11 protein-coding genes and 3 tRNA genes are annotated in these 12,264 nt (G+C 52.2%); 9 read left to right on the top strand and 5 right to left on the bottom strand.

The annotated features are described in order from the left end of the window. Nucleotides 1–594, bottom strand: coding sequence for an imidazoleglycerol-phosphate dehydratase HisB (hisB, locus tag HZS81_RS07075; protein WP_179929848.1), 594 nt, complete (start codon nucleotides 592–594; stop codon nucleotides 1–3). Between the two features lie 267 nt (nucleotides 595–861). Between hisB and HZS81_RS07070 the strand changes: the two genes are divergently transcribed. From HZS81_RS07070 to HZS81_RS07040, 7 genes are all read left to right on the top strand, one after another. Beyond that, nucleotides 862–1,347 carry a GNAT family N-acetyltransferase gene (locus HZS81_RS07070; protein WP_179929847.1) on the top strand — a complete coding sequence of 162 codons (486 nt, stop codon included), beginning with the start codon at nucleotides 862–864 and terminating at the stop codon, nucleotides 1,345–1,347. After that, nucleotides 1,344–3,662: an AsmA family protein gene (locus tag HZS81_RS07065; protein ID WP_179929846.1), complete on the top strand. Its 2,319-nt coding sequence runs from the start codon at nucleotides 1,344–1,346 to the stop codon at nucleotides 3,660–3,662. Before HZS81_RS07070 ends, HZS81_RS07065 begins: the two co-directional genes overlap by 4 nt. Before the next feature lie 62 nt (nucleotides 3,663–3,724). Next, nucleotides 3,725–4,861, top strand: a complete 1,137-nt coding sequence (gene mutY, locus HZS81_RS07060; protein WP_422141576.1) for an A/G-specific adenine glycosylase — start codon at nucleotides 3,725–3,727, stop codon at nucleotides 4,859–4,861. A gap of 42 nt (nucleotides 4,862–4,903) precedes the next feature. Continuing rightward, nucleotides 4,904–5,179 carry an oxidative damage protection protein gene (locus tag HZS81_RS07055; RefSeq protein ID WP_179929845.1) on the top strand — a complete coding sequence of 92 codons (276 nt, stop codon included), beginning with the start codon at nucleotides 4,904–4,906 and terminating at the stop codon, nucleotides 5,177–5,179. 130 nt (nucleotides 5,180–5,309) lie between these two features. Next, nucleotides 5,310–5,385: transfer RNA gene (locus HZS81_RS07050), tRNA-Phe, on the top strand. 6 nt (nucleotides 5,386–5,391) lie between these two features. After that, nucleotides 5,392–5,466: transfer RNA gene (locus tag HZS81_RS07045), tRNA-Gln, on the top strand. 18 nt (nucleotides 5,467–5,484) lie between these two features. After that, a tRNA-Thr gene (locus HZS81_RS07040) sits at nucleotides 5,485–5,560 on the top strand. 234 nt (nucleotides 5,561–5,794) lie between these two features. On the opposite strand, the gene HZS81_RS07035 is transcribed toward HZS81_RS07040, so the two are convergent. From HZS81_RS07035 to HZS81_RS07020, 4 genes are all read right to left on the bottom strand, one after another. After that, on the bottom strand, nucleotides 5,795–6,298 hold the full coding sequence (locus HZS81_RS07035) for a hypothetical protein (RefSeq protein ID WP_179929844.1): 504 nt from the start codon (nucleotides 6,296–6,298) through the stop codon (nucleotides 5,795–5,797). A 69-nt stretch (nucleotides 6,299–6,367) separates the two neighbouring features. Then, entirely contained in the window at nucleotides 6,368–6,697 is a 330-nt protein-coding gene (locus HZS81_RS07030; RefSeq protein ID WP_179929843.1) for a GrlR family regulatory protein, read from the bottom strand. 219 nt (nucleotides 6,698–6,916) lie between these two features. Further along, nucleotides 6,917–7,144: a hypothetical protein gene (locus tag HZS81_RS07025; RefSeq protein ID WP_179929842.1), complete on the bottom strand. Its 228-nt coding sequence runs from the start codon at nucleotides 7,142–7,144 to the stop codon at nucleotides 6,917–6,919. 914 nt (nucleotides 7,145–8,058) lie between these two features. Then, nucleotides 8,059–8,250 carry a hypothetical protein gene (locus tag HZS81_RS07020; RefSeq protein WP_179929841.1) on the bottom strand — a complete coding sequence of 64 codons (192 nt, stop codon included), beginning with the start codon at nucleotides 8,248–8,250 and terminating at the stop codon, nucleotides 8,059–8,061. Nucleotides 8,251–8,756: 506 nt separating this feature from the next. Between HZS81_RS07020 and HZS81_RS07015 the strand changes: the two genes are divergently transcribed. Continuing rightward, nucleotides 8,757–9,833 (top strand): AAA family ATPase, encoded by a 1,077-nt coding sequence (locus tag HZS81_RS07015; protein ID WP_179929840.1) that lies wholly within the window; start codon nucleotides 8,757–8,759, stop codon nucleotides 9,831–9,833. A 3-nt stretch (nucleotides 9,834–9,836) separates the two neighbouring features. After that, nucleotides 9,837–12,041 carry a S8 family peptidase gene (locus HZS81_RS07010; RefSeq protein ID WP_179929839.1) on the top strand — a complete coding sequence of 735 codons (2,205 nt, stop codon included), beginning with the start codon at nucleotides 9,837–9,839 and terminating at the stop codon, nucleotides 12,039–12,041. The last annotated feature ends 223 nt before the right edge of the window (nucleotides 12,042–12,264 follow it).

Raw genomic sequence — 12,264 nt, 5'->3', positions numbered from 1 at the left:
TTATAAACAGCCTTTGGTCGAGGGCATTTGGCCAGCCATAAGCGGGTCTTCCGCTACCGCCATACGCAACGCGCGGCCAAAGGCTTTAAAGATGGTCTCGGCTTGGTGATGGGCGTTGATCCCCTTGAGGTTATCAATATGCAGCGTGACGCCAGCGTGATTGACAAAGCCCTGGAAAAATTCCTGAAAAAGCTGCGTGTCCAGTCGGCCAATCGTATCGCGGGTGAAGTTGGCGTTCATATACAAACCGGGGCGGCCGGAAAAATCCACCACCACGCGGGAGAGGGCCTCATCCAGCGGCACATAGGCGTGGCCGTAGCGGTAGATGCCACGCTTATCGCCGATGGCTTTTGAAAACGCCTGGCCGAGGGTAATGCCTAAGTCTTCCACCGTGTGGTGATCGTCAATGTGCAGGTCGCCATTGGCATGGATATCGAGATCGATCATCCCGTGACGCGCGACTTGGTCGAGCATATGATCCAGAAACGGGACGCCGGTTTCGCAAGTGAGGCGGCCTTCACCGTCGAGATTCACGCTGACCTGGATCTGCGTTTCTTGCGTGTCACGGCTAACCGTGGCGATACGCGCTGACATGTTGCTTCTCCTGCGCTAAGGCGCATGTGGAAGGGGAGCCCGAGGCGGGTTACATATTCACCGCCGATGTATCAGGCAGAGCCTGTAACGGAAACCGTATTTACCACCCAGCCTGCGGCAAAGCTGGCATTATAGTGAATTGCCCCGCCTATCCGCTACAATGCGGGCAAAGTCGCTCCTGTGGCAGGGCTTAAATTTCCATAACAGAGCCTAAATGCACAGGGCGTAAACGGCAGCTTAACTGCGTTGGCCAAGAGGATTTTTATCATGCCGGTGACACTGCACCATGTCGACCGGGCCCGCTGGGAGGCGGATGCCCAAACGCGACTGGATTTGGTACGCATCTACCATGACGCGCCTGACGACCGGATGCCTCCTCACACCGTCGAAACCTTTATTGAGCAGCATTTAAAGGCTCAGCACTCGTTTGCCTGCGCGCTCTTTAATGCGCGCTTGCTGAGCGCGGTCGCGCTTAAAGAGGCCGACGATGGCGCTTGGTGGCTGTCGGATCTCTGCGTGCGCAAAACCACGCGCCGCCGAGGAGTGGGGTCGCGCTTGATGGCGCTACTCGCCGAGCAAGCGTATGCAGAGGGCCGCGTGCTACGCATAGAAACCGCATCGCTGCCGCTGGCGGACCGTGTGCTGCTATCAAAACTGGGCTATCGGCCGGTGGCAACGCCCGCCGTTGAGCCGGGTAAACCCGCTACCAGCGATTTTGTTGAGCTTGACCCCCAAGGATGGCACGCACCATGAAGCAACTGCTACGTATTTTACTCGCCGCCGTGGGCATACTGGCCGTCGTTGCCGTGGCGGCGGTTGTGTATGTCACGACGTTTCTTGACCCAGAAGACTTCAAGCCTCGCTTAACCGACGTCGTCGAAGAGCAAACCGGGCTGAACTTATCCCTAGATGGCGCCTTGAGCTGGTCGTTTTATCCCCGTATTGGGATGAGTGTGGAAAAGGCGCGCGCCTGGCTACCCGAACAGAGTACCGAAAATGCCGCGTTTGCTGCTATTGAGCGTGCCGAAGTGAGCGTGGCGTTTGCACCCTTATTGCGCGGGGAAATCGCTGTGGATGGCCTGACACTCGATGGTATGCGGCTGAATTTAGAGCGCTATCAAGATGGCGAGGGTAACTGGGAGCCACTGCTTGATCGCCTGATGGAAGATGGTGAGCAAGCGGAGCGTGCTTTAGCCCCGGCCAGTGCTGGCCCTCATGCGGAAGCGGGCAGTTTGGATGTGGTACTTAATATCGCTAGCGTGCAGATGAGAAATGCCAACATTTATTACAGAGATGCCCAAATGGGCGAGATGTGGCAGCTAGAAAAGCTCAACATTACCGGTAGCAACGTTAACCCGCTGCGCTCTTTCCCGCTAAAAGCGACGTTTACCCTCAAACGCTATAAAAATTTAAACGCGGCCACACTTGAGCGCGAGCCCGACGCCACCAGTGATATCACCCTCGATACCCGTATGAGACTCGCCCTCGCCGATCAACGCTTCGTGTTAGAAAATGTTCAGCTCGCTACGCATAGCCGCTTTGTGCCGCAAGGCGAGCCGCAGCAAATCGACCTTAGTGCCGCTGAGATTGATGCCCGCTTGGAGAGTAAACAGCTGTCGATCACTGAAGGCGTTATCGAGGCAAACCTACGTCATGCCGACAACTGGGACGGCGGGTTGGCTTTAAGCCTAGCTTTTGGTTTAGACAGTGATTGGGGAGCACAGACAGCGGTGTTAAAGGCTCTGGAGTTGAGCGGACCCGATGACTTGCGTGTGCAAGGCAACCTTGCGCTAACCCAGCTGCTGGAGGCGCCTCAATACCAAGGTCAGCTGACCGCATCGTCGTTTAACTTAAGGCCGTGGCTTAACCGCGCAGGAATGGCACTTTCCACTCGTAACGGAGATGCGTTGAGTGATGTGGCGTTCACCAGCCCGGTGGAGGGAGATTTGCAACAGGTCGCGTTGCCCAACCTCTCGCTGGTGGTGGATGAAACCACGCTCACTGGCGAGCTTTCTGCGTCCTTGGATGGCACCGCGCTCGCGTTTGACCTTGAAGGCGATACGTTCAATCTTGACCGCTACTTGCCGGCTGACGAGGCGCAGGCACAAGCCAGCCTTGGTTTTTTACGCAAAGCATTTGCGGATGACGCGGGCGGGCTCTTGCCGCAGGCTTGGCTTTCAACGCTTACCTTGGAGGCAGCGCTTCGTTTAGAGACGTTTATCCTTTCCGGTCTCACCTTCGACAAGCCAACGCTCACGTTTGAAGGCAACGACGGAGAGCATCGGTTGAGTGCGTTTGAATCGGGTTTTTATGGCGGTGAGCTAAGCGCCACGGGGCGGCTTGATAGCCGCGAAACGCCTATGACATGGGCATTTCAACCCCGTGTTGCAAACGTTGATGTCGCCCCGCTGCTGGAGACATTTAGCGAAGATGCCTCGCCGATCCGTGGCCAGCTCAATGTCGATGGCGAGCTGACAACGCGTGGTAATGCCCGCGAAGAGTTGATTCGCCATCTTAATGGTGAGCTTAATACCTCGCTGAGTAATGGCGCCGTTTTAGACATCAATATCTCAAAGGAAATGTGCGAAATTGTTGCTACGTTTGAAGGTGAATCCACACGCCGCGACTGGCACAGCGATACCCGCTTTGACCGTTTTGACGCCCCCTTTGTGATTCGCGATGGCATACTGGAAAGCGACGACCTACTCATTACGCTTCCCGGCATTGATGTGCGCGGAGGCGGGGCATTCGATCTTGGCAGCCTACGTTTCGATGTCCTGACGAAAGCCCGCGTGGTGAGTACCGCCGATGCCGCCTGCGAGGTCAATCCACGCCTTGAGCAGGTAGCGCTACCGGTGCGCTGTAACGGGCACGTCAGCGACGCGCGAAGCGAGTGGTGCCGGTTTGACCGTGAGGCGTTTCAAGCCAATATGGCCGAGCTTTTGAGTGATGAGGTGGGAAGCCGCGTAGAAGACGCGCTAGAAGACTCGTTCAAGCGCATCGATGAGCGTTTAGGCGAAGAAACGACTCAGGAACTTCGCGACGGCTTACGTCGTCTATTCGATTGAGACTTCTTGCAAGCCCATTGGCGTCGGCATTCTGTCGGCGCTTTTTTGTAGGTCAACCATTTATGCCTAAAGACGTAAAAGGCCACCCCGCAAAGGACTCGATGCCGACGCCGCGGCTCTCGCCGGGTGAATTTCAAAAGCGGCTTTTAGCCTGGTTTGATCAGCACGGCCGTCATGATTTGCCTTGGCAGTCCCCGCGTACGCCATACCGCGTGTGGGTATCAGAAATCATGTTGCAGCAAACCCAAGTCGCCACGGTAATTGATTACTTTAACCGCTTTATGGCGCGCTTCCCGACGCTTGATGCGCTCGCCCGTGCCCCCCAGGACGAAGTGCTGCATCTATGGACGGGGCTTGGGTATTACGCCCGCGCGCGTAATTTGCATAAGGCAGCGCAAGTCGCCCTCGCTGAGCACGGCGGCGAACTGCCGGTGGAGAGCGAAGAGGCGCTAATAGCACTGCCCGGCATTGGCCGTTCCACTGCAGGCGCGATCATTGCCCAAAGCACCGGCAAGCGGGCGGTGATTCTGGACGGCAATGTCAAGCGCTCGTTGACGCGTCTGCACGCTGTGCCCGGTTGGCCGGGCAGGCCTGCGGTAGAGCGCAAGCTTTGGTCGTTGGCTGACTACTACACGCCTGCTAAGCGCCTTGCTGACTACACCCAAGCGATGATGGATTTTGGGGCGACACTGTGCAAACGCGGCCAGCCTGCTTGTGTGGCATGCCCGTTCAGCGATGTCTGCTTGGCCTTCGCCCACGGCGAGGTGCAGCATTACCCGGAATCCAAGCCCAAAAAAGCACTACCCACGCGGCAAACGTTCATGCTTTTGTTGCAAGATGCCAAGGGCCGCGTCTGGCTGGAGCAGCGCCCACCTAGCGGTTTATGGGGCGGGTTATGGAGTTTGCCGCAATTCGATACCCAACAGGCGTTAGATGATTGGGTAGCCATGCATACCGTCGCCCCCCAGCACGAACCGGCACGGCCTGTATTCACCCACACGTTTAGCCACTTTCGCCTGGAAATCTCCCCGCAGCCGGTGGTTTGCACAACGCTTACGGGCGTGCGCGAAAATGGCGTGTGGTACGACCTCAATGACCCGCCTGAGCTGGGATTGGCGGCACCGGTCAAGCGCTTACTGACTCAAGCACACGCCGAAGCGCGCACGTTTGACCTGGAGAATGCGCCAGGGCACGCGTAGGCTGGGCCTTTACGACTCACATCTCACATGAAGGAGAGTACGATGAGCAACACGGTATTCTGCCGTAAGTATCAAAAAGAGCTCGACGCCTTACCGTTCCCGCCGCTGCCGGGGGCCAAAGGCCAGGAGATACAAGCCACGGTTTCCAAACCAGCATGGGAAGAGTGGCAAGCGCTACAAACGCGCTTGATTAACGAAAAACACCTCAACATGCTCGACCCCGATGCGCGCGCCTACCTGATGGAGCAGATGGAGCGATTCTTGGATAACCAAGAAACCGACCAGGCAGAAGGGTATGTGCCGCCTACCCAGGCATAATGGCCACTGCGAAGTGGAGTGCTGGGCTGAGTTTCTACCGCGTAGTCCATAAATGGGGTGAAGGAAAGAATGTTTCACAGAGGTGTTGACGAAACGTAGGTTTTTTAGTTTAATACGCACCGTTGGCAGCGGCCAGATAGCTCAGTTGGTAGAGCAAGGGATTGAAAATCCCTGTGTCGGCGGTTCGATTCCGTCTCTGGCCACCACACTGCTGGGGTATCGCCAAGTGGTAAGGCACCGCTTTTTGGTAGCGGCATTCCCAGGTTCGAATCCTGGTACCCCAGCCATTGCCGACTTTACGTGTAGCCGACATAGCTCAGTTGGTAGAGCAACTGACTTGTAATCAGTAGGTCCCGGGTTCGACTCCTGGTGTCGGCACCACTTAAAGTGGTTTAAAAACAGCACGTTACAGAATTTTAAAAGCCGCCTTAAAGGGCGGCTTTTTTGTGGGTGTCTACAAAGTGTCTACGATGTGGACACCAAGAGTTAGTGTAAACGCGCGGCGCATTTGGCACAGCCTCGCGCTTACTTTGGCACCGATGAGGTGGGCTGCCACACAAGTATTTGGCGGTATCTTTGGCACAACCTCGAACCAAAGAGCTAGGCCTTAAAAGGCTATGCCCGAGACTCGGCTGCCGCCGTCTCTCGGGGGTTGCCACCGAGTCGCAATCTAGTAGTCTTGGGGTGGTCGCTGAAGGTATGGTAAACGCCTATGAAAAGGTGATTCCCCTCTTCGAGCAGCTCCTGCAGGTGATCTTGCTTAACCATGCCCGTCCAGATTTCACCGGGAGCAAGCTTGCTAGGCAATTGACCTGGATCTGGATTGGGAAATACCATTGTGGAAGCCGTCTTCTTCCTTAGCAAACGATCAAACCGGCCTCGGTAGCTGTGGCTGAAGAGGTGGGTAATGGTCGTTGGCTGAGAGCCTGCATTGGCAATATTGACGAGTGCCCAGGGTTGTTCTTCAAGTTGGCCATCGGGGCCGATCACCTGCATATCCTGTGAGACGCGAATGCGCAGGATCGGGCCGTCCTTAAGGTACTTGAAAATCTGCCATCCAAGCGAAGCTAAACCCGCGAAAGCACCCACGACTGCTGCCGCGCTTGTAGCCGTTGCCATCTTGATCTCCTGAGAGCTTTACCATTAAAAACGGCCGGTGGTTAACCGGCCGCTATTGAGTGCCTAGGGCTAAACCAGCGGCTTTAGGTAGTGGCCACTGATATTGACCTTTTGGCTTGGATTGCCCTTGATGCTTCCTGTTAGCTCGAAGCCCTTTTCGCTAGAAGGGCCACTCACTTCGACCTCGAAGTTTCCAGCCGAGCCAAATATCGAGTCGTAGGCGGGATTATACTGCGACACTGCCAGCGTAGCCCTGGTCTCTTGGCCATTCTGCTCTAGTTTGCCCTGGTAGTAGTGGCTGCGATCACCACCGTTTACTGAGCCATCACTAATGGCTACGACCCCTGTGCCTTCATCGCCCGCTGCCCGAAAGTGTACGGCGTATAAGCCATTGTCCATGTAGCTGCTCCAGTTTGTAGGTTGCGTTACCAGAATTAACACGGCTGCAGTGTGGTCACAATGGCAGCAGCCCGACTAGTGCCGGGCTGACTCTGGGCTATATTGTTAAAGAGCTTTGCGCTGGCGGTTATGCTTCCGACCACGCCACCGCTTGCAGCGCCATGCGCTTCTCTTCGTCACTCAGCTGCTCGTCAACCAGGATGGCGTCAATCTGCGCGCTCAGTTCCCCGCCTGATTGATAAGCCCATGGCGCCGCGTTCCGATCTCGCGGATTGCCGCGCGCACGGCCGCGACGGGGTGATTGAAGTGGAAAGCGTTGTCGCTGTCTTTCCTGCGCAGGAATGTATCAATGCCGCTGTCATCGGCTGATTCTAGCGCCTGTAGTATCTCTGTACGATTATCCCGGCTGCCAGAATAGCGAATGTCGTTAACTAAAGACGCCCTCATCTTCAGCGGCCTTACGCGCGGTTTCGAGGTGGCGGCGCTTTTTGATTGCGAGATCAGCTATCGTCAGTCGCGGATTGATCGCCACCTACATCTCGTCTTCGGTCATCTCTTCCCAGGTACTCTGTATGAAATGCTCTTGCCCATTTTGATCGCTCGAATGTCGTCACTTGGCGTATTGAAATATCTCATTAGCGCCGTCCCTCATTTGAACGATACCGTTTTGGGAGCCATGTCGAGTCTATAGTTGCTGCCGTCGGGAATGATTGTGGTCATCGCTATAATTGAATTCCCTGAACCACCGGCTGTAGCCCTTTGCTGTGCAACCATATCCCCATCGATAAAGACACTGCATTGAGCGTTGTTGGTAGTTGTTGGTAGAAGTCGCCTCAATTATCGCCGAGAGGAAAATAGGTCGCCCCGTGCTGTTTGTGAAGGTCACAGCACTGTCCCTGGATGCTGTGACATCATGCCAACTCTGCCCCACACCACCCAAAGCCTGATTGGCATACAGCTTCTCCGAGACATTCGCCGGAGTCTTGGCGACCCAATAATCGACTTCACCAGCCTCCAAGTCTGCCCAGTCGTTGGCAGACATTGTGAGGTTTGCCTTACCATCGATTGTGTCGTCGCCGGATGGGCTCAGTGTGACCGTATCGCCACTTTACATCCGTACGAACCGCTCGATAGCTGCGCCCTGGTTGTCTGCGACACTCGGCAGGTGGAGCTTTACCGACCCTGCACTGGCATCTATCAGCACCAGCCCAGCCTCGGCGATTGTCAGGTTTTTCGGTGAGTTGGCATCGGTGATGGTTGTAACGTTGCGGGCAGTCAGTCGCGAGAGTGCTCAAACCACCAGCCCCAGATCCTCATGATCCGGCGTCAGTCCCGCTTCCACGACCACCCACAGCAGGCCCTCAGTAATCATGTGGTACCAGTAAGAGCCTGGCGGCGGGTACGCCCTGGGCGGGGTTACCGCCGGTTGGGTAGCCGAGATCGGCTGCTAGGCCAATAAAATAGGGCCGTGATGCGCCGCCGGTGCTGGTTAGTACACGCACAACTGCGTCTTGTTGTTCACTGACTGTCTGCTCGTCTGAGAGCTTGGGCATTCTCGCATTGCCATTACTGTGAGCTATATATATCGGGAATGCGCGATGATTCCACCAGGTATTAGCCATGCCCTTAATCAGCACGCTTGTCGAAGAGACAAGACAGCCCGGCGTATGCAGGTGCGGCGTGTAGAAGAGTTTGGACGTTGGTTTGGCTGTCCACCTCATCAGATTGGTAAGCGATATGTCTACCGGTTCCTAGAAGCGAAGCGATTTAGCCCTACTGCTGCCAGAGACTACTGGTATGCCATCAGTCTCCTTTGGCAGGTTACAGGTCGGCGAGGGAGGCCACCTAGGCCGGTTCGTGTGAAGTAGCAGTAGCCTCGCTTATGCTTAGGTATTTGCTGGGTGGGCGGGGCAATTGCAGCATTCATGCCGCCCTAGGGCAACCACAGGCCTATCAATCTAGAGGCGCGCTCCTGCTGTCAATATTCTGAGGTTAGCTTTCCAAATTGACACTTATGGCTTCCAAAACTATCATCTCTGTTACCATTTTGGAGGCGTAGATGCAAAATATTGATGACAAAGAGCTTGTGGACCTTTTCAAGCAGGGCGTCAATGGTAACGCCGCAGGATTTGCTCTGCTTGGGCGGAGGATAGCCAGCAAGTTGAAAAAGGATGGCGATCCGGTTGCAGAGAGACTTGCTGATCTACTGGCTGCGCCAGATAGTGCTAAGCCCGCTAGGCTTGTGTCAAGGAAAAACGTCTCACCTGTTGACAGCGACAGTCGCGCCAGCCTAGTCTCAGAACAAATAAAATTTAACTTTCCCAATGATATTTTTTGGGATGAACAAGTGGATGCTGGGCTTAATTCAATTATTGAAGAGAGGAATAGTTCAAAAAAATTGATTTCAGCAGGTTTGGAGCCTGTTTCAAAAGTCATTTTCACAGGACCTCCAGGAGTGGGGAAGACATTTGCTGCTTCGTGGCTGGCATCAAAGTTAAGTCTTCCTTTAGTGACGCTTGATTTGTCAACCGTTATGTCAAGCTTGCTGGGAAAGACTGGGGCCAATATAAAAAGTGTTTTTGAATATTCTACATCATTCCCATGCGTTCTTTTCTTGGACGAATTCGACGCAGTGGCCAAAAAAAGAGACGATGACAAAGATATTGGAGAGCTTAAACGGTTGGTTAATGTTCTTCTTCAATCTATAGACCGATGGCCGCATCAATCAATATTGGTAGCAGCTACCAATCATCCCGAGTTGCTTGACAGGGCTGTATGGCGAAGGTTTGATAAACTCATCAACTTTCAGAATCCAGGAAAAGATATAGTCTTAAAGATTTTGAAGAGCAAAGGTGTTTCAGAAAAAATTGCTGGGAAAATATCGCCTCTTTTGACTGGAAAATCTTTCTCAGACATTGAAAAAATTTGTCAGCAGGCCATGAAGAAGCATGTGCTGCATGAGCATGCTTATGACGATGCAATTCTAGGTGTTCTAATATGCGAGCTTGGTGATCTTGAGTTGAGGAATAAGAGAATTAAAGAGGTAGTTGCGCAAGGGGTTTCTAGAAGGAAAGTAGCTGAAGTGACAGGAATGAGTCATCCAACTGTCACTAAAATCATAAATGCTGAAGGGTGAATTATGGCTGAAAGGAACTTGCTATTAGGTAAAGGGGAATTGTTGTCTAGCCAGCGTGGCTTTAGCACTGGTGGTGGACCTAAAAAATATCCATATTCTTTTCCTGAAATACAGGAAATTTTACCTGGCCAAATTCGCTCTGTTGAAAAAGAGTTTGATTCCTTGCCTGCTGAAGCTAAGCCCCGTGGAGAAGGGGTTTTTGAATTAATTCTTCATCCCGCATTCCTTGCTAAGTCTTATTACCCTGTAAATATTTTTGATGCTGCTGGATTGCGAGATGTTGGCAGTAAGGAAGTTTGCCTTCGTCCAAGAAAAGTTACTCGGAAGCGTGATGAGGAAAAAGATTTGGTAAGCGCTTCTATATTCGTCGCCGGGAGTGTCGGTAGCTTACGGCGGTTGCGGACTATGATTGAGGATGGGAGGGCAAATAAAAAGCAGCAATCCGAACTTAGAGAAATAGAAGAAATATCTTGGATTGATAGCAGAAGCTGTTTTAAAGGCGAACTTTCTAATTATGATGATGAGAATCCGAAGCAGTACGAAATCGTACTCCATGCGGGGCCTGATGAAAAAGACATCATTGATTCTTTTGTAAAGTATACTAAAAATTGTGGTGGAGATCCACAAGTTAAAAAGATGATACAGGTTGGTAAGCTTACGTTTCTTCCTGTATGGGCGACTCCAAAAGTAATGAGCTGTGTGATTCTGCATGCATTTGTTCGTGTAGCAAGAGTTATGCCTCCACTTCGCTCAGCGGTGCCTGAAGTAATGCGGAATAACTTGTCGGAGTCATTGTCTTTGCCGGAAGAACCCGCATTAAATGAAGATGTTGTTGCAGCGATATTTGATGGTGGTCTGGGTACCAGCGACCTTAGCCAATGGGCAGATGAATATGTTTGGGATGATACAGATACGACTTATGGAAACTTTTTGCTCCACGGAAACGAGGTGACTTCGACTTATCTTTTTGGGAGGGTGGATGATAGTAGAGTATTAGGGCAACCATATACTAAAGTAGATCACTTTAGAGTTCTTGCTAAGGACAGTGGGAGAGACCCCGATCTTTACGATGTTCTCTTAAAGATAAAATCTGAGTTAGAGTATGGTGATTACCGCTTTGTCAATCTAAGCCTTGGGCCGAGGATGCCTATCTATGACGATGAAGTGCATGCGTGGACAGCAGTATTAGATCAGCTTTGTTCTAGGCATGGGATTTTTGCAACTGTTGCAGTAGGTAATGATGGAGATGTGGAAGGTGCGGATAGAATACAGCCTCCTGGTGATATGGTTAATGCGCTTTCGATAGGTTCTTCTGATAGAAGTGGGAGTAAATGGTCACGAGCTCCTTATAGCTGCATGGGCCCTGGAAGAAGTCCAGGCTATATAAAGCCAGACGGTCTTGCTTTCGGTGGTAGTGAAGCAGAGCCATTTTTGGTTTTTAACCCCATGACGGCAAGTATTAATGCAGTTTGTGGGACTAGTTATTCCGCGCCAATGGTCTTAAGGACAGCAGCTGGTATTGCTTCTCTTACCGACTACGATATGAGCTCTAATGCCCTTAAATCTCTGCTGGTTCATACAGCCGATCCTAAAAAAAGCACTATGAGAAAAGAGGTGGGCTGGGGGAGGTTTAAGGAAGATCCTCTTAAGGTTTTAGAGTGTGATGACGAAAGTGCAACCGTAATATTTCAAGGTAATTTGGTTAAGGGGGAATATCTTCGATGCCCGATCCCTATGCCAAACGAGGTGTTGACCGGCGCAGTGGAAATTAAAGCAACATTCTGCATCCAGGCACATACTGACCCTGAACATTCACTAAACTACACGCGGTCAGGGATTGGTGTTGTCTTTAGACCAAGAGTAGGTGTTTTGGAGGAAGATACCAGCGATTTCTTCGGTATAGGTTCACAATATTATCGCTCTGAGCGAGAACATAGAGATGGTGCACATAAATGGGAAACCTGTGTCCATAGGAATAAAAAATTCACTGTCCCTGGGCAGTTGGTAGACCCAGTATTTGATATTGAATATTTTTCTAGGGAAGAAAGCAGAAATGTTCATTACCAGTCGGCGCCGGACGTTGGTTACGCTTTAGTGATTACTGTCAAAGCTGAGGGTGTGACCGATATATATAATAAAATTAGGCAGCGTTATTCGGTGCTCTCGCCAGTTAATATTCCCTTGGACATATCTCTGGGAAGTCAATGAGCAATGAGTGATCTATGCTGCCTCTTGGGGCGGCATTTTCATTAATTTAAGATAATCTTGCTTTCCTGTCTTTTTTGTCGCCATGAGTCCCCACACTACATAACCCCATAGATGCCGTGCAATACTATCTAATTGATCCAGCTTATGCAGGTTCAGTCCGTTTTCACTTTATTAGTATCGAACGGCTTCAGCCCTGGATTAATAGAATAACCGCAGCACTTTG

The sequence above is a fragment of the Vreelandella salicampi genome (genome assembly GCF_013415105.1).
GTDB classification, from domain to species: domain Bacteria; phylum Pseudomonadota; class Gammaproteobacteria; order Pseudomonadales; family Halomonadaceae; genus Vreelandella; species Vreelandella salicampi.
This window is presented reverse-complemented; position numbering and strand designations above follow the sequence as displayed.

Bases quoted from the DNA above. Each gene is read 5' to 3' on its own strand.
- hisB (WP_179929848.1), bottom strand. From the start codon at position 594: ATGTCAGCGCGTATCGCCACGGTTAGCCGTGACACGCAAGAAACGCAG.
- HZS81_RS07070 (WP_179929847.1), top strand. From the start codon at position 862: ATGCCGGTGACACTGCACCATGTCGACCGGGCCCGCTGGGAGGCGGAT.
- HZS81_RS07065 (WP_179929846.1), top strand. From the start codon at position 1,344: ATGAAGCAACTGCTACGTATTTTACTCGCCGCCGTGGGCATACTGGCC.
- mutY (WP_422141576.1), top strand. From the start codon at position 3,725: ATGCCTAAAGACGTAAAAGGCCACCCCGCAAAGGACTCGATGCCGACG.
- HZS81_RS07055 (WP_179929845.1), top strand. From the start codon at position 4,904: ATGAGCAACACGGTATTCTGCCGTAAGTATCAAAAAGAGCTCGACGCC.
- HZS81_RS07035 (WP_179929844.1), bottom strand. From the start codon at position 6,298: ATGGCAACGGCTACAAGCGCGGCAGCAGTCGTGGGTGCTTTCGCGGGT.
- HZS81_RS07030 (WP_179929843.1), bottom strand. From the start codon at position 6,697: ATGGACAATGGCTTATACGCCGTACACTTTCGGGCAGCGGGCGATGAA.
- HZS81_RS07025 (WP_179929842.1), bottom strand. From the start codon at position 7,144: ATGAGGGCGTCTTTAGTTAACGACATTCGCTATTCTGGCAGCCGGGAT.
- HZS81_RS07020 (WP_179929841.1), bottom strand. From the start codon at position 8,250: ATGCCCAAGCTCTCAGACGAGCAGACAGTCAGTGAACAACAAGACGCA.
- HZS81_RS07015 (WP_179929840.1), top strand. From the start codon at position 8,757: ATGCAAAATATTGATGACAAAGAGCTTGTGGACCTTTTCAAGCAGGGC.
- HZS81_RS07010 (WP_179929839.1), top strand. From the start codon at position 9,837: ATGGCTGAAAGGAACTTGCTATTAGGTAAAGGGGAATTGTTGTCTAGC.